At 70.9% G+C, this 24,850-nt stretch carries 4 protein-coding genes; all 4 read left to right on the top strand.

The features are described 5' to 3' along the window. Window positions 1-11 precede the first annotated feature (11 nt). The 4 genes from F0U60_RS24305 to F0U60_RS24320 are packed head-to-tail and all read left to right on the top strand — an operon-like array spanning window position 12 to window position 24,766. On the top strand, window positions 12-6,509 hold the full coding sequence (locus tag F0U60_RS24305) for an SDR family NAD(P)-dependent oxidoreductase (RefSeq protein ID WP_395823781.1): 6,498 nt from the start codon (window positions 12-14) through the stop codon (window positions 6,507-6,509). 9 nt (window positions 6,510-6,518) lie between these two features. Further along, the gene (locus tag F0U60_RS24310) at window positions 6,519-11,171 is read left to right on the top strand and encodes a type I polyketide synthase (RefSeq protein WP_395823783.1); all 4,653 of its coding nucleotides are present in this window, start codon (window positions 6,519-6,521) and stop codon (window positions 11,169-11,171) included. Window positions 11,172-11,177: 6 nt separating this feature from the next. After that, a complete protein-coding gene (locus F0U60_RS24315) occupies window positions 11,178-19,892 on the top strand; it encodes a type I polyketide synthase (protein WP_395823785.1) in 8,715 nt (2,904 codons plus the stop codon). Continuing rightward, window positions 19,889-24,766, top strand: a complete 4,878-nt coding sequence (locus tag F0U60_RS24320; protein ID WP_395823787.1) for a beta-ketoacyl synthase N-terminal-like domain-containing protein — start codon at window positions 19,889-19,891, stop codon at window positions 24,764-24,766. The genes F0U60_RS24315 and F0U60_RS24320 overlap by 4 nt, the downstream gene beginning before the upstream one ends. The last annotated feature ends 84 nt before the right edge of the window (window positions 24,767-24,850 follow it).

The following is a 24,850-nucleotide window of genomic DNA, read 5'->3' on the forward strand; positions in this document are numbered from 1 at the left end:
CGGACGAAGAGATGAGCAGCAACATGGACATCGCCATCATCGGCATGGCGGGCCGCTTCCCCGGCGCGAAGGACCTGGAGCAGTTCTGGCGCAACCTGCGCGACGGGGTGGAGTCCATCCGCCATTTCACCGAGGAGGAGCTGGCTGCCTCGGGCGTGAACCCGGCGCTGCGCTCGAACCCGCGCTACGTGCGTGCCGCGCCGGTGCTCGAGGACGTGGACCGCTTCGACGCGGGCTTCTTCGGCTTCAACCCTCGCGAGGCCGAGCAGTTGGATCCGCAGCAGCGGCTGTTCCTGGAGTGCACCTGGGAGGCTCTGGAGCGCGCGGGCTACGACCCGAGGCGCTTCCCGGGCTCCATCGGCCTCTACGCCGGCGCGAGCATCAGCACGTACCTGCTCGGCAACCTCGCCGGTGAGCGGGACCTGACGATGTCCGTGGAGAACCTCCAGACGCTCCTCGGCAATGACAAGGACTACCTGGCCACGCAGGTGGCCTACAAGCTGGACCTCCGCGGGCCCGTGCTCACCGTGCAGACGGCGTGCTCCACGTCGCTGGTGGCCGTGCACCTGGCCTGTCAGGCGCTGCTCGATGGCGAGTGCGAGCTCGCGCTGGCCGGCGGCGTCACTGTCCGTCTGCCGCACCACGCGGGGTACGTGTACCAGGAGGGTGGCCTCTTCTCCCCCGATGGGCACTGCCGGCCCTTCGACGCCGATGCGAAGGGCACGGTGTTTGGCAGTGGCGCGGGCGTGGTGGTGCTGAAGAAGCTGGAAGATGCGCTTGCCGATGGCGATCGGATTCACGCGGTCATCAAGGGCTCGGCCATCAACAACGATGGCTCGCGCAAGGCGGGGTTTACCGCGCCGGGCATTGATGGCCAGGTGGAGGTCATCTCCGCGGCCCTTGGCGTGGCCCAGGTGGCTCCGGAGACGATTGGTTACATCGAGGCGCACGGCACGGGCACACCGCTGGGCGACCCGATTGAAGTGGACGCGCTGTCCGAGATCTTCGGGAACGCGACGAAAGCGAAGCGCTTCTGTGCGCTCGGGGCGGTGAAGGCCAGCATCGGTCACCTGGAGGCGGCGGCGGGCATCGCGGGGCTCATCAAGACGGTGCTCGCGTTGGAGCACCGGCAGCTTCCCCCGAGCCTGAACTTCGCGAAGCCCAATCCGCAGATCGACTTCGACAACAGCCCCTTCTTCGTGAACACGCGGCTCGCGGAGTGGAAGAGAGGTGCCACGCCACGTCGAGCCGGAGTGAGCTCGTTCGGCATCGGTGGCACGAACGCGCACGTGGTGCTGGAGGAGGCGCCGGAGCGCAAGGCGCCGGTGAGGGCGCAGGTAGCGCGAGAGGTGGTGCTGCCGCTGTCAGCGAAGAGCGAGGAGGCGCTGAAGGCGCTGGCGGGCGAGTACGTGAAGGCGCTGGAGGAGCAGGGCGCGCCGGGAGTGGAGGAGGCGGGGTACACGGCGGCGGTGCGGCGAGCGCACCACGAGCAGCGGCTGGCGGTGGTGGGAGCGAGCCGAGAGGAGTGGACGGAGAAGCTGAGGGCGTGGCTGAGGGGAGAGGAGCGACCCGGGCTGACGGCGGGGAAGGTGGAGGAGGGAAGGCGGGGCAAGGTGGTGTTCGTGTTCCCGGGCCAGGGCTCGCAGTGGGAGGGAATGGGCCGGGAGCTGATGGGGAAGGAGGCGGTATTCCGGCAGGCGATAGAGGCGTGCGACGCGGCGTTGAAGCGGCACGTGAAGTGGAGCCTGAAGGAGGTGCTGGAGAAGGGGCAGGGGCTGGAGAAGGTGGAGGTCATCCAGCCGGCGCTGTTCGCGGTGGAGGTAGCGCTGGCGGCGCTGTGGAGGAGCTGGGGAGTAGAGCCGGACGCGGTGGTGGGCCACAGCATGGGAGAGGTGGCGGCGGCACATGTGGCCGGGGCGCTGAGCCTGGAGGACGCGGCGCGGGTCATCTGCGAGCGCAGTCGGCTGGTGGCGAGCACGAGTGGCAAGGGCGGGATGGCGGTGGTGGAGCTGGGGGCGGAGGAGGCGGAGAAGCGGATAGCGAGCAAGGGTGGGCGAGTCTCCGTGGCGGCGAGCAACGGGCCGAGAAGCACGGTGTTGGCGGGAGAGAAGGAGGCGGTGGGGGAGGTGCTCAAGGAGCTGGAGGGGGAGGGGAAGTTCTGCCGGTGGGTGAAGGTGGATTACGCCTCGCACTCAGGGCAGATGGAGGCGCTGAAGCCAGAGTTGATGCGGGTGCTGGGCAGCGTGAGGCCCAAGGCCGGCTCCGTGCCCATCTACTCGACGGTGAGCATGAAGGCGGGCAATGGGGCCGACTTCGACGCGGGCTACTGGGTGAGGAATCTCCGGGAGCGGGTGCGCTTCGCGGAGGTGGTGAAGAAGCTGAAGGAGGAGGGACACGGACTCTTCGTGGAGATGAGCCCGCACCCCATCCTCAAGAATGAGGTGGAAGGCAGCGCCGAGGGCGGTGTGATCGCGCTGCCGTCGCTGCGTCGTGGAGAGCCGGAGCGGGCGGCGCTGCTGGACTCGCTGGGCGCGCTGTACGCGGCGGGCCACGAGGTGGACTGGACGAAGCAGCATCCCCAGGGCGGCTGGTTCGTGGCCCTGCCCACCTACCCCTGGCAGCGCCAACGCTACTGGATCGAGCCGAGCGCCGAGCAGCCCCGGCGAATGGCCCGCCTCGCGAGTGGCGCGCATCCTCTGTTGCAGCATCGGCTGGAGCTCGCGGCGGATGCCCGCTCGTCGATCTGGGAGGGAGAGCTCGACGTCCGCGCGTTGTTGTATCTCGATGACCACAAGGTGGACGGGACGGTGGTGGTTCCGGGTACCGCGTACCTGGAGATGGGGCTCGCTGCTGCCGCGGAGGTGCTCGGTGCCGGGGGCCTCGTCCTGGAGAAGGTCGAGTTCAAGAAGGCGCTTGCCCTGCCCGAAGGCTCGGTGCGACTCCAGGTCTCCGTCTCTCGGGACGCGGATGATGTGGCTTCCTTCTCGGTGCACAGCCGGGGGCAGGCCGACGGCAGCCCGTGGATCCTCCATGCCGAGGGCTCGCTGCGGCGTGGCCGGAGCGCCGAGGTGGTGGAGCTGATCGACTCCATCGTCAGCCGCTGCGCTGAGGTCCCGGTGGGCGCGCACTACGAGGCCCTGCGTGCGCGTGGGCTCGAGTACGGCCCGTCCTTCCAGGGCATCACGCGGCTGTGGCGGCGGGATGGCGAGGCGCTGGCCCGCGTTCAGCTCTCCGCCACCCTCGCTCCGGAGGCTTCCTCCTATCGGGCCCACCCCGCGCTGTTGGACGCGGGCCTCCAGGTCCTCGCGGCAGCCGCGCCTCGCGGCGATTCGGGCCAGACCTCGGACACGTTCCTCCCCGTCGGCATCGAGCGACTGCGCCTCCATGCCTCACCCTCGGGGCCGCTCTACAGCCACGCCACGCTGCGGACCTCGCAGTCTGCTGACGAGCTCGAGGGAGACATCCTCCTCCTCGACGAGCAGGGGCGCGCTGTCATCGAGATCCTCGGCCTTCGGGCTCGGCGGCTCGAGACCGGGAGCCAGGGCAATGACGTGGACTCATGGTTCTATTCGCTCGCCTGGCGGCCCGTGTCGCGTCCGGCCGCGACTGTCGTGGAGCCTCGCGGCGCGTGGTTGTTCCTGGCGGATCCCCACGGACTCGCCGAGCAGCTGGCTCCGATGCTCGGGGCCCGTGCGGTGCTCGTGCAGGCGGCGCCGGGGCTCGCCTCCGGGCATGAGCGGATCGGACCGGAGCGCTACCGGTTGGATCCGGCGCGCAAGGAGTCGTTCCGTCAGCTCTTCACCGAGGCCTTCGGGAACGAGGCCCCGGCTGGCGTGGTGAACCTGTGGGCACTCGGCGCCGAGCTGCCCGAGGACGCGGGTCCGGAGGTGCTCCCGGCCGTCGAGGCGGTGGGGACGGTGGGCGCGCTGCACCTCGTCCAGGCGGTGCTCCAGGCGGGCTGGCGTGATGCGCCGCGCGTGTGGTTGGTGACGCGCGGAGCCCAGGCGGTGCTGGAGTCTGAGCGGGCGCCGCTGTCTCCCGTGCAGGCTCCGCTGTGGGGTCTGGCTCGCTCCGTGGCCCATGAGCATCCGGAGCTGCGCTGCACAGCCGTGGATCTGGCGCCGGTGCCCGACGCGCGTGACGCTGCCATCCTGGCCGAGGAGCTTCGCTCCGCCGACAAGGAGGACCAGGTCGCCCTTCGGGGCGAGGCACGTTATGCGGCTCGGCTCGTTCGTGGCTCGGCGGAGGTCTCTTCTTCCTCCGAGGCCCAGCGCCCGGCGGGGGATCGTCCGTACCGGTTGGAGGTGGCGAGCCCAGGCGTGCTGGACAGCCTCGTGCTGCGCGAGGTGCAGCGCCGTGAGCCCGGTCCCGGCGAGGTGGAGATCCGGGTCCGAGCGGCCAGCCTCAACTTCCTGGACGTGCTGTCGGCGCTCGGGGCGCTCCCGGGTGCTGCGCCGGGTGAGTCTCCGAGGCTCGGTGGCGAGTGCGCGGGCGTGGTGGTGTCGGTGGGCGAGGGTGTCTCGGCTCTGAAGCCAGGGGACGAGGTTGTCGCCATCGCGAGCCACTGTTTCGGCACGCACGTGACGACGCTCGCGGCTTTCGCGGTGCGCAAGCCAGCGCACCTGTCCTTCGAAGAGGCCGCGGGGTTGCCCGTGGCCTTCATGACGGCGCACTACGCGCTTCACCGTCTAGGCCACGTCGAGCCAGGTGAGCGGGTGCTCATCCACGCGGCTTCCGGTGGTACGGGTCTCGCCGCGGTACGGATTGCTCAGCGGGCCGGCGCCGAGGTCTTCGCCACCGCGGGCAGCGAGGAGAAGCGCGCGTACCTACGCTCGCTGGGCATCCGGCACGTGATGGACTCGCGCTCGCTCGCCTTCGCCGAGGAGATTCAAGGCCTCACGGGCGGCGCGGGCGTGGACGTGGTGCTCAACTCGCTCGCGGGCGCGGCCATCCAGAAGGGCTTGGAGTCACTCGCGCCCTATGGCCGCTTTCTGGAGATCGGCAAGCGCCCCATCTACGAGAACTCGCGGGTGGGGTTGCTGCCCTTCCGGCGCAACCTCGCCTACCACGCCATCGATCTGTCTCGGATGGCGTTGGACCGTCCCGAGCGCTTCTCCGGACTGCTGCGCGAGGTGATGGAGCGCTTCGCGCGACGCGAGCTGGAGCCGCTGCCGGTGACGTGTCTGCCCATCACCGAGGCCGCCGAGGCCTTCCGGCGCATGGCGCAGGCAAAGCACATCGGCAAGCTGGTGTTGTCGCTGGACGTGCCAGACGTGCGGATCGCCCCTCCTGCCGAGGCCGTGCGGATCCGGCCGGATGCCAGCTACCTCATTACCGGTGGCTTGGGCGGCGTGGGTTCGGTGCTGGCCCGAGCGCTGGTGGCCCGCGGCGCGAAGCACCTGGCCCTGCTGGGGCGCGGGGGAGCCACCACTCCGGCGGCGCGTGAGGCGGTGGCCTCGATGGAAGCGGCGGGGGCGCGGGTGCTCGTGCTGCGCGCGGACGTGGCGGATGCCGCGCAGCTTGGCGAGGCCCTGGCTCGCATCCGAGCGGAGCTGCCTCCTCTGCGAGGCATCCTCCATGGCGCGGTGGTGCTGGATGACGGCGTTGTGCTCCAGCAGACGCCGGAGCGCTTCCGCACGGCCCTGGCGCCCAAGGTGGACGGTGCGTGGAACCTGCACCGGCTCACCCGGAACGAGCCGCTGGACTTCTTCGTGATGCTCTCCTCGGTGGTGTCGGTGCTGGGCTCTCCGGGCCAGGCCAACTACGCGGCGGCCAACGCCTTCCTGGACACGCTCGTCTCCGAGCGGCGTTCCCGTGGGCTGCCAGGACAGAGCATCAACTGGGGCCCGTGGGCCGAGGTGGGCCTCGCCGCTGCGCAGGAGAACCGCGGTGCCCGAGCGGCCTCGCACGGCATGTCCAGCATCCCTCCCGAGGCCGGTGCCGAGGCCTTCCTGCGCACTCTGCTCGGTGGGGCTCCGAGGCCAGTGGTGATGCCCTTCCACCTGCGGCGTTGGATTCAGTCCTTCCCACGCGCTGCCGCCTCACCGCTGCTCGCCGAGCTGGTGGCGGAGCAGGGTGCCTCCGCTGGAGCCCAAGCCGGCGCCTTCCGTGCGGCGCTGCTCGCCGCCGAGCCTCCTGCGCGTCTGCCCCTGCTCGAGTCCCACCTGCGCGAGCAGATCGCCCGCGTGCTCCGGTTGGATCCATCGCGGATCGACCGGCAGACACCGTTCAACACCCTGGGTCTGGACTCCCTCATGGCGCTCGCGCTGCGCAACCGCTTGGAGGAGAGCCTGGGCCTCACCCTGTCCGTGACGGTCGTCTGGGGCTACCCGACGATCGCCGCGCTCGCGCCCCATCTGGCGGTCCGCATGCAGGTGCCGCTCGCCCCGGCCGCCGAGGCCGCGCCCCAGGAGCAGAAGGATCGGGGCGCCCTCGACGAGGCGATGCGCGAGGTCTCCACACTCTCCGAGGACGATGCCCTCCAGGCGCTGCTCGCCGGTCAGGGCTGAAGCCGACCCATGAGCCAATCCACCCCTCCCAGGGAATCCCTCTCCGCCGTCAAGCTCGCGCTGCTGGCGCGTCAGATGCGCTCGAAGATCGAAGGCGTGGAGCTGCTGCGCTCCGAGCCCGTCGCCGTGGTGGGGCTCGGCTGCCGCCTGCCCGGCGGCGCCGGCTCGCCCGAGGACTTCTGGCGCCTGCTGTCCGAGGGCCGCGATGCCATCGTTGAGGTGCCTCGCGATCGCTGGGACATCGACGCCTGGTTTGATCCGGATCCGGAGACGCCCGGCCGCATGTACACGCGCTGGGGCGGCTTCCTGGACCAGGTGGATCGCTTCGATCCCGAGTTCTTCGGCATCTCGCCGCGCGAGGCCCAGCACATGGACCCGCAGCAGCGCCTGCTGCTGGAGGTGGCCTGGGAGGCTCTGGAGGACGCAGGCATGCCGGCGCCCTCGCTCGCCGGGAGCGCCACGGGCGTCTTCGTGGGCGTCAGCCTCAATGACTACTCGAGCCTCCAGTTCGCGGACCCGCGCCAGCTCAGCGCCTATGCCGGCTCCGGCTCGGCCAACTGCATCGTCGCCAACCGGCTCTCGTATCTGTTGGACCTGCGTGGCCCCAGCATGGCGCTGGACACCGCGTGCTCGTCGTCACTGGTGGCCGTGCACTCGGCGGTGCAGAGCCTGCGCAGTGGCGAGTGCCGCGTGGCCCTCGCGGGCGGCGTGAACGTGATGCTGTCCCCGGAGATCACCGTCGCCCTGTGCCGGTCGCGGATGCTCTCGGCGGACGGGCGCTGCAAGACGTTCGACGCCCGGGCGGATGGCTACGTGCGCGGCGAGGGCTGCGGCGTGGTGGTGCTCAAGCTGCTCTCCGATGCGCTGACGGACAAGGACCGCATCCTCGCCGTCATCCGTGGCTCGGCGGTGAACCAGGATGGACGCAGCAACGGGCTGACCGCGCCCAACCTGCTCGCGCAGCAGGCGCTGCTCCGTCAGGCCTTGGCCAATGCCCAGGTGCGACCCGAGGAGGTGTCCCTCATCGAGGCCCATGGCACTGGCACCTCGCTGGGAGACCCCATCGAGGTGGACGCGCTCCGGCAGGTGTACGGCGGCACGCGGTCCGAGGCGACGTGCGCGCTGGGCTCGGTGAAGACGAACATCGGCCACCTGGAGGCGGCGGCTGGCATCGCGGGGTTCATCAAGACGGTGCTCAGCCTGCGGCACCAGACGATCCCTCCGCACCTGCACTTCCGTGAGCTGAACCCGAATGTCCCGCTGGCGGGCTCGTCCTTCTACATCCCCACCGCGCCGAGAGCGTGGGAGCCGGGCCCGGTGGGGCGGCGCCTCGCGGCGGTGAGCTCGTTTGGTTTCGGGGGCACCAACGCGCACGTTGTGCTGGAGGAGGCCCCGGTGTTGCCGCAGCCCGCGGCGACCGGTGTCGAGCGTCCCACTCACGTGCTCACCCTGTCGGCCCGGCGTCCGGAGTCGCTGCGAGCACTGGCGGGCCGGTACGCGGAGCACCTCGCGCGCGCTCCCGAGCCGTCCGTGGCGGACGTGTGCTTCAGCGCGTACACGGGCCGGGCGCACTTCGAGCACCGTGCTGCCGTGGTGGGCGCCACCGTCGCGGAGTTGCGCGAGAGCCTCACCGCGCTCGCGGAGGGTGGCGAGGCCGTGGGGCTGAGCCGGGGACAGGTGGAGGAGGGCGGCGCGCCCGCGGTGGCATTCCTCTTCACGGGCCAGGGCAGTCAGTACGTGGGCATGGGGCGCGGCCTGTACGAGTCGCAGCCTGTGTTCCGTCAGGCACTGGACCGGTGTGCTGAGGTGCTGCGCCCGTTGCTGGAGCGGCCCCTGCTCTCCGTGATGCACGCGAAGGAGGGGAGCCCCGAGGCCGCGCTGCTGGACGAGACTCAATACACGCAGCCGGCGCTGTTCGCGCTGGAGTACGCGCTGACTGAGCTGTGGCGCTCGTGGGGCGTGGTGCCTCGGGTGGTGATGGGGCACAGCGTGGGTGAGCTGGCCGCGGCCTGCGTGGCGGGGGTGCTCAGCCTGGAGGACGGGTTGAAGCTGACCGCCGAGCGCGCGAGGCTGATGCAGTCGCTCCCGAGGGGCGGGGCCATGGCCGCCGTCTTCGCGGAGCCGGAGCGCGTGGCCGCGATGTTGGGCACGGGCTCGGAGGTCTCCATCGCCGCCATCAACGGACCCACGGACACCACCGTGTCCGGCCGGCGTGAGGCAGTGCTGGCGCTGCTGGAACGTCTCCAGTCCGAGGGCGTGAAGACCCGCGAGCTGCCGGTCTCGCACGCCTTCCACTCGGCGCTGATGGATCCCGCGATGGATGCCTTCGAGGGCTTCGCGGCGCGGTTCTCGTATCAAGCTCCGAAGCTCGAGCTCATCTCCAATCTCACGGGCGATACGCAGCGGTCTGTGTCGGCCGCGTACTGGCGCCGACATGCGCGCGAGCCCGTGCGCTTCGAGGCGGGAATGCGGGCGCTGCACGCGCGTGGGGTGCGCCTCTTCGTGGAGGTGGGTCCCTCTCCGACGCTGCTGGGCCTGGGTCAGCGCTGTGTGCCCGAGGACGCTTCCGCCTGGGTGCCGTCGTTGCGCAAGGGGCGTGACGACGTGCGGCAGGTGCTCGCGGCGGTGGGCACGCTGTACACGCGCGGAGTGGGCATCGACCCGGTGGTCTTCAACCAGGGTCCGAGGCGCCGGGTGCCGGTGCCGACGTACCCCTTCCAGCGGCAGCGCTACTGGCTCGATGGCGTGAGACGCCCGACCGTGGACGGCACGGCCAGAGAGCCCGAGGCCCGCGATGAGGGCTTCCACTCGCTGGAGTGGCGTCCTCGCGAGCGACAGGTCTCGGGTGCGAGGGCCGAGGGTCGGTGGTTGGTCCTGACGGATGCGCGAGGCGTGGGCGAGCGGCTGGCGTCACTGCTGGAGGCGCGCGGCGGCAAGGTGGTGCGGGCCCCGCTGGGGAGCGTGAGCGCGGACTCGGAGGGCGTGCGGCGGCTCGTGCGCGAGGTGCTCGCGGGTGGACCGGTGCGCGGCATCGTGCACCTGTGGAGCCTGGATCTTTCGGCGCCCACTTCCGAGGATGCCTCGGTGCTGGAGCAGGCCCGGACGGTGGGCTGCGGCAGTGTCATCACGATCCTCCAAGCGATGGAGGCGGCGGCGCAGGGGACGCCTCCTCGGCTGTGGCTGGTGACGCGTGGAGCGCAGGCTACCGGGAAGTCCGAGGCTCCTTCCGTGGCTCAGGCGCCGCTGTGGGGCCTGGGCCGGGTCCTCGCACTGGAGCAGCCGGAGGTGTGGGGTGGATTGATCGATCTCGATCCGTCCTCGCCCGCCGGGGAGGAGGAGCGGCTCGCGGCGGAGCTGTTGGAGCCAGATGGAGAGGAGCAGGTGGCGCTGCGTGGACAGCGGCTCGCGGCTCGCCTTGTTCCCACCGCGGAGGCTCCGGCGAAGGAGCTGGCTCCGAAGGCGGACGCCACGTACCTCGTCACGGGTGGACTGGGAGCCATCGGCCTGCACGTGGCGCGGTGGCTGGTGACTCGGGGTGCCCGACACCTGGTGCTGATGGGGCGTCGTGGCGCCACGGTCGAGGCCCAGGCGGCCCTGCGCTCACTGGAGTCCGCGGGTGCTCGGGTGGAGGTGGTGGCTGGCGACGTCTCAGTGCGCGCGGACGTGGAGCGGGTGCTGGAGCGGATTCGGACGGGAATGCCTCCGCTGAAGGGCATCGTTCACTCCGCGGGTGCCCTGGATGACGGCATCCTGCTGCGCCTGGACCCGGAGCGGCTGGCTCGCGTGATGGCGCCCAAGGTGGCGGGGGCTTGGAACCTTCACGCGCTGACGACGGGCCTGTCGCTGGACTTCTTCGTCCTCTTCTCGTCGAGCGTGTCGTTGCTGGGAGGTCCGGGGCAGGGCAACTACGCGGCGGCCAACGCCTTCCTGGACGCGCTGGCACATCACCGGCGGGCGCTCGGACAACCGGCGCTGAGCATTCACTGGGGTCCGTGGTCCGAAGGTGGCATGGCCGAGCGGACCGCGGCGGGCCGGTGGACCTCGATGGGCGTGTCGCCCTTGTCACCCGAGCAGGGCGTGAAGGCGTTGGGCCGGTGGCTCGCGTCCGAGGCCGCGGAGGTGGGGGTGTTCCCCATCAACTGGCCGGTGTTCCTCGGCACGATGCCTTCCGTGCCCCCGCTGTTGTCCGAGCTCGCAGGCGGTTCGAGGTCCTCCGGGGAGGCCTCGGCGAAGGAGGCCGGGCCCTCGGTGTTGCTCCAGGGGCTGATGGCCGCCGCAGCAGCCGAGCGCGAGGAACTGCTGGCCACGCACGTGCGCACGGAGGTGTCCACGGTGCTCGGTCTGGACGCATCGCGCGCGCCTCAGCCCCGGCAGGGCTTCTTCGAGATGGGCATGGACTCGCTCATGGCCATCGAGCTGCGTAAGCGGCTCCAGGCCTCGCTCGGCCGCACACTGCCAGCCACGCTCGTTTTCAACTACCCGACCGTGGAGTCCCTCTCCCGGCATCTGGCCGCACTGCTGGCTCCGGAGCCACAACCCGCCGCCACGCCCGCCGAGGAGGTGGCTCGGGACGCCGCCCTCCTCGCCGAGGTGGAGGGCCTGTCCGACGACGAGGTCTCGTCCGAGCTGGCGGAACTCGCCAACCAGCTCCTCGAGGAGTGATCCGCGATGACCGACATCAACGAACGGTTGGCGGACCTCTCCGCCGAGAAACGCGCGCTGCTGGCCCTCAAGAAGTTGCAGGCCAAGGTGAGCTCGCTCGAGCGCGCGCAGAAGGAGCCCATCGCGATCGTCGGCATGTCCTGCCGCTTCCCGGGTGGCGAGGATCCGGAGGCCTATTGGCGGCTGCTGCGCGAGGGCCGTGAGGCCGTCCGGGAGATTCCGAAGGATCGCTTCGACGTGGACGCGTACTACGACCCGGACCCGGACAGGCCGGGGCGGATGTACACGCGGCACGGGAGCTTTCTGCCGGAGGTGGACCGCTTCGACGCGCGCTTCTTCGGCATCTCTCCGCGCGAGGCGGCGAGGATGGATCCCCAGCAGCGCCTGTTGCTGGAGGTGAGCTGGGAAGCGCTGGAGCGAGCGGGCGAGCCGGCGGAGAAGCTCCTGGGCACCCGGACGGGCGTCTACGTGGGCATCGGCGTCAACGACTACGCGCAACTCCAGATGGACCCTGGCGCGCTGGAGCGGATTGACGCCTACTCGGGCACGGGCAACGGCTTCTGCTTCGCCGCCGGGCGCCTGTCATACCTGCTCGGCTTGCAGGGCCCGTCGCTGTCGCTGGACACGGCGTGCTCGTCCTCGCTGGTGGCGGTGCACCTGGCCGCCATGAGCCTGCGCGCGGGCGAGTGCCGGCTGGCGCTCGCGGCGGGCGTGCAGCTGATGATCTCCCCGCTGCCGTACATCTTCCTGAGTCGCACGCGCGCGCTGGCGCCGGACGGGCGGTGCAAGACGTTCGATGCGTCGGCGGATGGCTATGCCCGGGGCGAGGGCTGTGGCGTGGTGGTGCTCAAGCGCCTGTCGGACGCGCTCGCGGACGGGAACACCATCTACGCGGTGGTCCGGGGCTCGGCGGTGAACCACGACGGCGCGAGCAGCGGCTTCACGGTGCCCAACGGTCTGGCACAGAAGACGGTCATCCGCGCCGCGCTGGCCAACGCGGAGGTGACGCCCGCGCAGGTGGGCTACGTGGAGGCGCACGGCACGGGCACCTCGCTGGGAGACCCGATCGAGGTAGAGGCCCTGGCGGAGGTGATGGGCGAGGGACGGCCCAAGGATCGGCCGCTGCTCATCGGCGCGGTGAAGACGAACGTCGGTCACCTGGAGGCGGGGGCCGGTGTGGCGGGGCTCATCAAGACGGTGCAGATGCTGCGCTACCGCGAGGTGCCCGCGACGCTGCACCTGAAGCGCCCCAATCCGCTCATTCCGTGGGCCGAGCTGCCGGTGAAGGTGCCCACCGAGCTGACCCCCTGGCCGGTGGGAGAAGGCCCGCGCGTGGCGGGGGTGAGCTCCTTTGGCCTGAGCGGGACGAACGCGCACGTGGTGCTGGAGGAGGCTCCGGCGGATGCTCGCCGCTCGGAGACGAGCAAGCGTTCGGTGTTCCTGCTGCCGCTGTCGGCGCGGAGCTCGGAGGCGTTGGCCGCGCAGGCCGAGCGCCACGGGAAGCACCTGGAAGCAAACCCCTCCGAGTCCCTGGCGGACGTGTGCTTCACGGCGGCGGTGGCGCGCACGCAGCTCACGCAGCGGGCCGCGGTGGTAGCGGGCTCGGCCGAGGAGCTGCGCGAGAAGCTGGCCGCGGTGGCGGGAGGGGAAGAGCGCGCTGGAGTGGTGCGAGGGCAGGCGGCGAGGGGAAAGAAGCCACGCGTGGGGTTCTTGTTCACGGGACAGGGCAGCCAGTACGTGGGCATGGGCCGCGAGCTGTATGAGACGGCGCCCGTGTTCCGAGAGGCGCTGGAGAGGTGCCAGGAAATCCTGCGCCCGCTGCTGCCCCGGCCGCTGCTGTCGGTGATGTTCGGGCTGGAGGCAGGAGACGGCGAGCTGCTGTCGCGGACGCAATACACGCAGCCGGCGCTGTTCGCGCTGGAGTACGCGCTGACGCAACAGTGGAAGGCCTGGGGCGTGGAGCCGCAGGTGGTGCTGGGCCACAGCGTCGGAGAGGTGGCGGCGGCATGCGTGGCGGGAGTGTTCAGCCTGGAGGATGGGCTGAAGCTGATCGCCGAGCGCGGACGGCTGATGCAGTCGCTGCCAGCAGGTGGAGCCATGGCGGCGGTGTTCGCGTCCGAGGAGAAGGTGAGGGAGGCGCTCGCGGGCCAGGAGACGCGGGTGTCGCTGGCGGCCTTCAACGGTCCCGGAGAGACAGTCGTCTCCGGAAGTGCCGAGGGCGTGGAGGCGGTACTGGCGAAGCTGTCAGCGGAGGGAGTGAAGGCGAAGCGGCTGGTGGTGTCGCACGCGTTCCACTCGCCGCTGATGGAGCCGGTGCTGGAGGCCTTCGGGAGAGTGGCGGGAGGCGTGGCGTACGCGGAGCCGAAGCTGAAGCTGGTGGCGAACGTGACGGGGAGGGTGGCGGAGGCCGGGGAGGTGACGAGAGGGGAGTACTGGCGACGGCACGTGAGGGAGCCGGTGCGCTTCGCTCAAGGAGTGAAGGCCCTGGTGGAAGCCGGGGTGGACGTGGTGGTGGAGGTGGGCCCGAAGGCGACGCTGCTGGGGATGGGTAAGCAGTGCGTGGCGGAGGGAGGCCCGGAGTGGGTGGCCTCGCTGAGGGAGGGGCAGGGCGAGTGGAAGCAACTGCTCTCGGCGCTCGGGGCCCTCTGGGTCCAGGGCGCGGAAGTGGACTGGGCCACACTGGAGTCCGGAGTGGCACGGCGCCGCGTCGAGCTGCCCACCTATCCATGGCAGCGTCAGCGTCACTGGGTGGATGTCCGGCAGCAACAGGACGTCCCCGTGGAGAACGAGGCCCGAGCGCCCGTGCCCTCCGAGTCCATGCCTTCTCGGACGAACTCCGCGCCAAGGGAGGATGAGCCGGAGCTCGTCCGCCAGCTGCACCAGGCCGCGCCTTCGCGGCGCCGAACTCTGTTGATGGACTACGTCCGGGGCTCCATCTCCCGAATCATGGAGATGGAGGCCGCGCAGCTCTCCGATCCCTCGCAGGGTTTCTTCGACATGGGGATGGACTCCCTCATGGCGGTGGAGCTGCGCAAGCGCCTGGAGACGGGGCTGGGGCGGACGCTGTCGACGACGCTGGCGTTCGATCACCCGAACATCGGCGCACTGGTCGAGCACCTCATCCGGGACGTGCTCCAGTTGGAGGGACCCGCGAGCCAGCAGCGCCGTGCGGCGCCATCCAAGGCCGCGCCGGGCGAGCCCATCGCCATCATCGGCATGGCTTGCCGCTTCCCTGGCGGCGCGAACGATCCGGAGACCTACTGGAAGCTGCTGCACGACGGCGTGGACGCGACGGCGGAGGTGCCTCGGGAGCGGTGGGATGCGGACGCGTACTACGACGCGGATCCGGACGCGCCCGGGAAGATGAACACGCGGCGAGGCGGCTTCCTGCGCGGAGTGGCGGTGGATCGCTTCGATGCCGGGTTCTTTGGCGTCTCCGCGCGCGAGGCCACGAGCATGGACCCACAGCAGCGCTTGCTGCTGGAGGTGGGCTGGGAGGCGCTGGAGCGGGCCGGGCAGCCCCTGGAGCGGCTCACCGACAGCCGGACGGCGGTGATGGTGGGGCTCGCGAGCAACGACTACGCCCAGGTGCTGAACAAAGCGGGAGGCATCGAGCAGGCGGACATCTACTTCGTCACCGGCAACGCCTTCAGCGTGGCCGCGGGTCGCCTGTCCTTCGTGTTGGGGTTGCAGGGCCCCTGCCTGCCGGTGGACACGGCGTGCTCGTCGTCACTGGTTGCCACGCACCTGGCCTGTCAGGCGCTGCACGAGGGCGAAGCCGATCTGGCGCTGGCCGGAGGCGTCAACCTGATGCTCACGCCGGACGCGCACGTCCTCTTCTCCAAGGCGAGGGCACTGTCGGCAGACGGGCGGTGCAAGACGTTCGACGCGTCGGCGGATGGCTACGCTCGGGGCGAGGGCTGTGGCGTGGTGGTGCTCAAGCGCCTGTCGGACGCGCTGCGGGACGGTGACGAGGTGCTCGCCGTCATCCGGGGCTCAGCGGTGAACCACGACGGGCGGAGCAGCGGGCTCACGGTGCCCAATGGGCAGTCGCAGCAGGCCGTCATCCGTCAGGCTCTGGCCAGCGCGGGGGTGGAGCCCTCGCGAGTGGGGTACGTGGAGGCGCACGGCACGGGCACGCCGCTGGGAGATCCGATCGAACTGCAGGCGCTCGGGGCGGTGTTGGGTGAGGCTCGCCCGGCTGAGGCTCCGGTATGGGTGGGCTCGGCGAAGACGAACATCGGCCACCTGGAGGCCGCCGCGGGAGTGGCGGGGTTGATGAAGGTGGTGCTGGCGCTGCGGCACCGGGAGATTCCGCCGCACCTCCACCTGAAGACCCCCAGCCCTCACATTCCGTGGGAGCGGCTGCCGGTGAAGGTGCCCACCGCGTTGACTCCCTGGGAGACAGAAGGCCCGCGTATCGCCGGACTGAGCTCCTTTGGCATGAGCGGCACCAACGCGCACCTCGTGGTGGAGGAGGCGCCTCCGCCTGCCGAGCGCCCCGCGAGTCAACGCGAGGAGACACCCCGTCCCCACCTGCTGCCGCTCTCGGCAAGAAGCCCCGAGGCGCTGCGCGAGCTGGCCACCTCGTGGCGCTCCTTCCTGTCGGACGAGCAAGCGGGCTCGGTCGTGGACCTCTGCTTCTCCGCGGCCACCCGCCGCACGCACCATGCACACCGGACGGCGGTGGTGGGCCGGACGCGCGAGGAGCTCGCCGGGAAGCTGGAGGACTTCCTGTCCGTGCGGCGCCCGGAGGGCAATGCAGGCCCGCGCAGGCGCGTCTTCGTCTTCCCGGGACAGGGTTCGCAGTGGCCGGGCATGGGCCGCGAGCTGATGGCGACGGAGCCGGTGTTCCGCGCGTCTATCGAGGCCTGCGAGGCGGCGCTGCGGCGGCACGTGGAGTGGTCGCTGAAGGAGGTGCTGGAGAAGGCGGACGCCGAGCTGCTCCAGCGCGTGGACGTGGTGCAGCCCACGCTGTTCGCCATGCAGGTGTCGCTGGCGGCGCTGTGGCGGAGCTGGGGCGTGGAGCCGGATGCTGTCATCGGGCACAGCATGGGCGAGGTGGCCGCGGCGCACGTGGCGGGCGCACTCGGGTTGGAGGATGCGGCGAGGATCATCTGCGAGCGCAGCCGGCTGGTGGCGCGCTCGAGCCAGAGCGGAGGCATGGTGGTCGTGGACCTGCCGCGCGACGAGGCGGAGGCGCTGCTGCGAGGCCTCGAGGGGCGCGTGGCGGTGGGCGCCAGCAATGGCCCGCGCTCGACGGTGCTGTCGGGAGACCGGGAGCCGCTTGCGCGGATCCTCGCGGAGCTGGAGGCCCGGGGCATCTTCTGCCGTTGGGTGAAGGTGGACTACGCCTCGCACAGCCCGCACATGGACGCGCTAGAGCCCGAGCTGCTGCGGCTGCTGGAGGGCGTCTCGCCGAAGCCGGCGTCGGTGCCCTTCTACTCCACGGTGACGGCCGAGCCCTGTGATGGCGCGAGTTTCGACGCGGTGTACTGGTCGAGGAACCTCCGTGCGCCGGTGCTCTTCTGGCCCACCGTCGAGCGGCTGGTCGCCGAGGGCCATGACGTCTTCCTGGAGGTGAGCCCTCACCCGGTGTTGCTGCACCCGCTGGAGCAGGGGCTGGCCCACCTGGGCCGCGAGGCCACCACGCTTCCGTCCCTGCGCTCCAACGAGGGCGAGAGGGAGAACCTCCTCGAGTCACTCGGCGCGCTGTACGCGCTGGGCGGCGACGTGGACTGGCCGCGGCTGCACCCGGAGGGAGGACGGTTCGTCGAGCTGCCTTCGTACCCATGGCAGCGTCAGCGCTACTGGGCGGATCCTCCTCGGCGAGCCGTGTCCACGACTCGGTCCGACTCGGGCCGGAGCCGGGGACGCGCGGAGCATCCGCTGCTGGGGGTGCACCTCACGGTGGCTCGGAGCCGGGAGCACATCTGGGACGTGGTGATGGAGCCGGAGGAGCTTCCGCTGCTGAAGGAGTCGGCGGTGCGCGGCCTGCGGCTCGTGCCGGCGTCCGTCGGGTTCGAGCTGGCCCTCTCCGCCGCGACCTCGCTGTGGAAGGGGGCGGCGAGTGTGCTGGAGGCGGGGACGCTCTACGAGCCTTGGGTCCTCCCCGAGGAAGGCCGCCATCCGACGCAGCTCGTGCTCACGCCGGAGGGCGAGGGGCGGCTCTCCTTCCAGCTCCTCAGTGCCGGGGCGGAAGAGGGACCCTGGAAGCGGCATGCCGCCGGGCGGCTCATCAAGGCGCCTCGGGGTGGTTCGCCGAACGAGGCCGCCTCGCTCACCGCCATTCGCGCGCGTTGCCGGGAGGAGCTGAGTGCCCGAGAGCACGAGGAGCGGCTGCGCCAGTCGGGCGTGCAGCTCGGAGGGGTGGTGTCCCTCTGGCGGCGGGTGGGCGAGGTGCTCGGGCTGATCCGTCTCCCCGAGGCGGAGGTGGCCGGAGCTGGAGCCTTCCACGTGCACCCGGCCCTGCTGGAGCAGGCCCTGCGGCTGCTGTCCCTGGCGCTGCCGGGAGTGCAGGAGGTGCCCTTGCTGCCGGAGCGGGTCGATACCGTCCGCGTCCTCTCGAAGCCGAGCGAGGCGGTGTGGGCTCACGCGGTGCTGCGGGGTGGCAACGAGGAAGTGGTGGGCGACGTGCGCCTGCTGGACGAGTCCGGCCGGGTGCTGGTGGAGATCGCGGGGGTGCACCTGCTCCCTGTGGATCGCGGGCTGCTGCGGCTGGCCGTGCGCCAGCGGCTGGACGGGTGGATGTACGAGCTGGCCTGGCAGTCGAAGCCGCGCTCGGTGGCAGTGCCGCGCGTGTCCGGACGGGGCCGGTGGCTGCTGCTGGCGGACAAGGGCGGCACCGCCGAGGCGCTGGCGGCGCGGTTGGAGGCACGGGGCGAGCAGGTGTTGTGGGCCTGGACCTCCGCGGAGCGCGAGGTACGAGGCGAAGGTCGGTGGGCGGTATCGCCCACGAAGCGGGAGGACCTCGAGTGGTTGTTGTCTCAGGCAGGGCCGGAGCTGCGCGGCATCGTGCACCTGTGGAGCCTGGATGCGCCCGAGGCGGATGGAGCCACGCCGGATGCCCTGCTGGCGGCACAGGAGTCCGTGACGAGCAGCATCCCGCCGCTGGCGCAGGCGCTGGTGGGAGCGGGAGCGCGCACTCCGCCGAAGCTGTGGCTCGTCACCCGGGGTGCACAGCCGGCGGGTGAGGCGCCAGGGCCGCTCGCGGTGGCGCAGTCGCCGTTGTGGGGCATTGGCCGGGTGTTCGCGCTCGAGCACCCGGACCTCTGGGGTGGGCTCGTGGACCTGGAGTCCGGCCAGGGTGATGGGCACCTGTCGGCACTCACCGAGGAGCTGCTGTCGCCAGATGGAGAGGACCACATCGCCCTGCGGAACGACGGGCGGCGAGTGGCCCGCGTGAAGCCTCGTCGTGGCGAGGAGCTGGGCACCGATTCCGCGCGGCTGCGAGAGGATGCCTCGTACCTCGTCACGGGCGGCCTCGGAGGCCTGGGCCTCAGGTTGTCCCTGTGGTTGGCGGACAACGGCGCGAGGCACCTGGTGCTCACCGGACGCAGGGGGATGCCCGAGCGGTCCCTATGGGCCTCGCTCTCGCGCAGCAGCGACGAGGGCAAGGCAGCGGAGGTCATCCAGGAGCTCGAGCTCCGAGGCGTCTCGGTGCGGATCGTGGCGGCGGATGCCTCGGACGCTGGGCGCATGGCGGCCGTCTTCGAAGAGGCCCAGCCACCGATTCGAGGCGTCATCCACGCGGCGGGCGTGTCTCGGCCCATGATGTTGGCTCAGACGCAGCGAGCGGACGTGGAGGCGGTGCTGGCGCCCAAGGTGGCGGGCACGTGGAACCTGCACCTGCTGACGCGTGAGCGGGAGCTGGACTTCTTCGTCCTCTTCTCCTCGGCGGCGGCCATGTGGGGCGGTGCGCTGCTCGGTCCCTATGCGGCGGCGAACCACTTCATGGACGCGGTGGCGAACCACCGTCGGGCGCAGGGGCTGCCGGCCGTCAGCATCAGCTGGGGTGCCTGGCAGGGGGGCAGCATGATCGCCGCCATGCCTGAGGAGGCCCGCGGCTATCTGGAGCAGATCGGCTTCGGCTCCATGGCCACGGAGGATGCACTGGAGTCCCTCGGGCTATTCCTGGGCTCCGGAGCGCCGGTGCACCGGGCGGTGGCGGTCATTGATTGGAGCCTCTTCAAGCCCGTGTTCGAGGCCCGGCGCGCGAGGCCGTTGCTGGAGCTGCTTGAGGTTCCCGAGGCGCCTCCGCCTCCGCCGGACGAGGCCACCTCGCAGCTGCTGCGGCGTGTGGTCTCGGCGGGGAGCGAGGAGCGCTTCGAGCTGCTGGCCCTGCACGTGCGCACCCGCGTCGCGGACGTGCTCGGATTGGGAGACAGTGGCTCGCTGGGGCTGGAGCAGGGCTTCTTCCAGCTCGGCATGGACTCCATCATGAGCGTCCGGCTGAAGAAGCGGCTGGAGCTGGATCTGGGCAGGGCGCTGCCCTCGACGCTGGCCTTCGATTACCCGAGCGTGCGGGTCCTCGCGGGCTACCTGTCGGATGTGATGGCCCGGGTGGATGCGCCGGAGACGGCGGCGCCGCAACCGGCGGTGGTGCAGGCCCCTGCGCCGGGCGGGATGGCGGCGAGCGATGAGGCCTCCGAGGACGAGCTGCTGGCGATGCTCGCCAGTGAGCTGGCCGCGTTGAAGTCAGAGGGAGACGACACGGTATGAGTGGGGCTCCGGAAGGGACGGATCGCCAGGCGGTCCTCAAGCAGGCGCTGCATGAGATCAAGCAGATGCGCGCCAAGGTGGAGGCGTCCGAGCGGGCGAAGCGCGAGCCCATCGCCATCCTGGGCATGGCGTGTCGCTTCCCGGGCGCGGACAGCCCGGAGGCCTTCTGGCGGCTGCTGCGAGATGGGGTGGACGCGACGAGCGAGGTGCCGCCGGAGCGCTGGGACGTGGACGCCTGGTACGATCCGGATCCGAACGCGCCGGGCAAGGCGTACACGCGGCGGGGCGGCTTCCTGCGGGAGGTGGATCGCTTCGATGCGCGCTTCTTCAACATCAACCCGCGCGAGGCGGTGAGCATCGATCCACAGCATCGCCTCTTCTGGGAGCTGAGCTGGGAGGCGCTGGAGCGGGCGGGACGAGCACCGGGCTCACTGTCCGGGAGCCGCGCCGGGGTGTTCCTGGGCATCACCAACAACGACTATGGCCAGCTGCTGGCCACGCTGCGCGACCCGGCGGAGCAGGACGGGTACGTGATGACGGGCAACGCGCTCAACTTTGCACCTGGCCGGCTCTCGTACATGTTGGGCCTCCAGGGGCCGAGCGTGGCGGTGGACACGGCGTGCTCGTCGTCGCTGGTGGCGCTGCACCTGGCCTGTCAGAGCCTGCGGGCGGGCGAGGTGGACCTGGCCATCGTCGGTGGTGTGAACCTCATCCTCTCACCGGGCGGCACGGTGTTGATGTCCAAGGCGCGAGCGCTTGCGCCGGACGGACGGTGCAAGACGTTCGATGCATCGGCGGACGGCTATGCGCGGAGCGAGGGCTGCGGCGTGGTGGTGCTCGCGCGGCTGTCGGACGCGGTGGCCGCGAAGGATCCGATCCTCGCCGTCATCCGGGGCTCGGCGGTCAACCAGGACGGGCCGAGCAGTGGGCCCACGGTGCCCAATGGACAGGCACAGCAGGCTGTCATCCGTGAGGCTCTCGCCCGGGCTGGGGTGAAGCCCGCGGAGGTGGACTACGTAGAGGCGCACGGCACGGGTACGTCACTGGGCGACCCGATCGAGCTGCGCGCGCTGGGCGAGGTGCTGGGCGAGAGCCGGGCGGCAGGTGACAAGTTCGTGCTCGGCTCGGTGAAGACGAACGTGGGGCACGCCGAGGCGGCGGCGGGCATGGCGGGGCTCCTCAAGGTGGTGCTCTCGCTGCGGCACGGACAGCTTCCCCCGCACCTACACTTCCGAGTGCCAAACCCGCACGTGTCCTGGGAGTCCATTCCGGCGGAGGTGCGCACCTCGCTCTCGGCGTGGACGCGCCGGGGAGAGCGGCGTGTCGCGGGGGTGAGCTCGTTCGGAGCGAGCGGGACGAATGCCCACGTGGTGCTGTCGGAGCCGCCGCCCACGGAGACCGCCGCCACGGAGCCCGAGCCACGGTGGGCCGTGCTGCCGTTGTCGGCGCGCCGCTGGGAGGCCCTGCTGGAACTGGCGGGGCGCTTCGAGGAGCACCTGGCCAACAACCCCTCGACCTCACTGGGAGAGGTGTGCGCCACGGCGGCCACGGGGCGGACGCACTTCTCGCACCGGCTCGCGGTGGTGGCCGACTCGGTGTCCGAGGCCCGCTCGCGTCTGGCGGCATTCGTGGCAGGCGAGCCGGCCGCGGGCTTGGTGGCTGGGCGCCTGCGGGGCGAGACGCCTCCGAAGGTGGCGTTCCTCTTCACGGGCCAGGGCAGCCAATACGTGGGCATGGGGCGCGGTCTGTACGAGTCACAGCCCGTGTTCCGCCAGACGCTGGACACGTGTGACGCACTGCTGCGCCCGCTGATGGATCGGCCGCTGCTCGAGGTGCTCTTCGCAAAGGAGGGCGTTGCCGAGGCCGCGCTGCTGACCGAGACGCGGTACACGCAGCCGGCGCTGTTCGCGCTGGAGTACGCGCTGGCGGAGCTGTGGCGCTCGTGGGGCGTGGTGCCGCAGGCGGTGATAGGGCACAGCGTGGGTGAGCTGGTGGCCGCGTGCGTGGCGGGGGTATTCAGCCTGGAGGACGGGCTGAAGCTGATCGCCGAGCGCGCGCGGTTGATGCACTCGCTGCCGAGGGATGGAGAGATGGCGGCCGTCTTCGCCGGGGAGGCCGAGGTAGCCGAGGCGCTGCGGCCCTACGAGGGACGTGTGTCCCTCGCGGCCATCAACGGCCCGACGGAGACGGTGATCTCCGGTGAGCGGCAGGCGGTGCTGGCGGTTGTGGAGTCCTTCCAGGGGAAGGGCATCAAGACGCGGGCATTGCAGGTGTCGCACGCGTTCCACTCGCCATTGATGGACTCCATCTTGGAGCCCTTCGAGCGGGTGGCCGAGAAGGTGACGTACTCGGCGCCGAAGCTCACCGTCATCTCCAACGTGACGGGCCGGCCAGCGACGGCGGCGGAGCTGACGGGAGCGGCGTACTGGAGACGCCACGTGCGAGAGCCGGTGCGCTTCATGGAGGGAGTCCAGAGCCTGCACGAGGCGGGCACCGGGCTGATGGTGGAGCTTGGCCCCAAGCCGACGCTGCTGGGAATGGCGAAGCGCTGCGTGCCCGAGGACGCGGGAGCGGGGTGGATCCCCTCGTTGCGCGAGGGCCAGAACGAAGCGCGCACGGTGCTCGAAGCAGTGTCGGAGCTGTACACGCGAGGGGTGGAGGTGGATTGGAAGGGACTGGTAGGGACGAGCAGCCGCCGGGTGCCGCTCCCCACGTACCCATTCCAACGCGAGCGTTACTGGGTTGAGCCCTCGGCGCGAGCCGGTGGCGCCACGCCGATGCCGGTTGTGAGCGCGAGGGGTGGCCACCCACTGATCGGCCACCGGGTGCGCTCTCCGGTGACGGTGGCTTTCGAGACGCAGCTCGACGCGGGGCGGCTCGCGGTGCTGAGAGACCACCGCGTGCACGGACAGATCGTGGTCTCGGGAGTGGTGCACCTGTCCATGGCGATGGCGGCGATGGCGGAGGTGTCGGGGGCCTCGCCGGGAGTGCACGCGGAGGGCATCACGTTCTCCGATGCGCTGCTGCTCTCCGAGGGCGAGCCGCGCACGGTGCAGCTCGTGTTGCAAGACAAGGGTTCGGGGGGCACGGCCTTCCAGCTCTTCAGCCTCGAAGCGGGGCAGGGTGGAGGCGAGCCCTCGTGGAAGCTGCACACCTCGGGCACCTTCCAGGGGGAGGCGCGTGCGGAGGCGTTCGAGCGGGCGCGGGCGGAGGGCACGCTGGACGCAGTGCGCGCGAGGTGCGGCGAGGAGCTGACGGGCGAGGCCTTCTACGCCACGCATTGGAAAGCGGGCGAGCATGAGATTGGCCCGAGCTTCCGGCTCATCCGGAGGCTGTGGCGCCGGGACGGCGAGGCGCTGGCGGAGATCGCGGTGCCGGAGATGCCCGAGCTGGGTGACGGGCGAAGCGCGCTCCCCGTGGGCCCGCTGTTGGCGGAGGCGTGTGTGGTGGAGGCCTGCGGGCAGCTCGTGAAGGTGGCGCTGCCGGCGGGGGGAGGGGAGCGAGGCGTGTTCATCGGGGTGGGTGTGGATCGGCACGACCAGCGGCACGGAGGAGCAGGGCGGACGCGCTGGTGCCACGTGCGGCTGCACCCCTCGGAGGATCCAGACTCCCTGCGGGCGGACCTACGCCTGTTGGACGAAGCGGGAGAGGTGGTGGCCGTCTCGGAGGGCATGCGTCTGCGGCGCGTGAGCGCCCAGGTGTTGCGCCGGGCGGTGGAGGGGCCGAGCAGGGCAACCATAGGGGCTCGGCGCCAGGAGCCGGTCGAGCTGCTACAGCGGATCCGCTCGGCGAGCGCGGCCGAGAAGCGTGGGCACCTCGAATCCTATCTGTTGCACCAGGCCGCCTCGGTTTCGGGGATGGCTGCGTCAGACATAGATCCCGAGGCCTCGCTGCGGGAGCTGGGATTGGACTCACTGGGGGCGGTGGACCTCAAGGGGTGGATCCAGAAGGACCTCGGGGTGGACGTGCCGGTGGCGGACCTGCTGCAGGGACCGAGCCCTCGCCGTCTGGCGGAGCAGCTCGCGCAATCCCTGACACCGATCGCCGCACCCGTGACGGAGAGTCCCAAGCGCACACCGCCCCCCGGGGATCCGGTTCCGCCGGAGGAGCTCTCCCGATGGTTCCGTCGGAAGCCCGGAGCCACGGGGGCGCGAGTGCGTCTGTTCTGCTTCCCGTTCGGGGGAGCGGGGGCACTGGTGTACCGCGGCTGGGCGGAGAAGTTGCCCGGCTGGCTCGAGGTCGTCCCGGTCCAACTGCCGGGGCGCGAAGAGCGGCTGAAGGAGCGGTCCTTCGAGCGCTTCCCGGCGCTGCTGCCGGAGCTGGCGCGGGTGATGCGGCCTTTGCTGGACGAGCCCTTCGCGCTCTTTGGCGCGAGCATGGGAGGAATCATCGCCTTCGAGCTGGCGCGGTGGCTGCGGGCGGAGTGGGGGAGAGAGCCGGCGCACCTGTTCATCGCGGCCTCATCCGAGCCACAGGTGCCGAACCCGCGGCTCGACGAGATGCTGGGGTCGGTGGTGGCCGGAGGCTCGAAGGTGGACGTGGGCCTTCTGCGCCGCTTCAACCTGGTGCCCGAGGCGCTGCTGGCCTACCCGGAGATGGTGCAGATGCTGCTGCCCACGATGCAGGCAGACTTCCGGTTGCTGCGAAGCCACAGCTACCGGAACGAAGCGCCCTTCGACTGCCCCATCTCGGCCTTCGGAGGCACGAAGGACACGCTGGTGGGCCGCGAGCACCTCGAGGCCTGGGGCCAGCACACGCGGGGAGGGTTCAAGCTCCGGCTCTTCGAGGGGGAGCACCTGTTCGTGAAGAACGACCCCGGCCCAGTGCAGGCCGCCATCGTCGAGGATCTGTCGAATCGTTTCCTAGCCAGGTAGGGGCGTGAGGCGCATCGAAAATCCACTTAAATCGCTTCCGCGTAGCTCCTGGTGAGAGGCCGTGGTGCTCACGGCCCCAAACCG

The sequence above is a fragment of the Archangium minus genome (assembly GCF_044360475.1).
Taxonomy (GTDB): Bacteria; Myxococcota; Myxococcia; order Myxococcales; family Myxococcaceae; genus Archangium; species Archangium minus.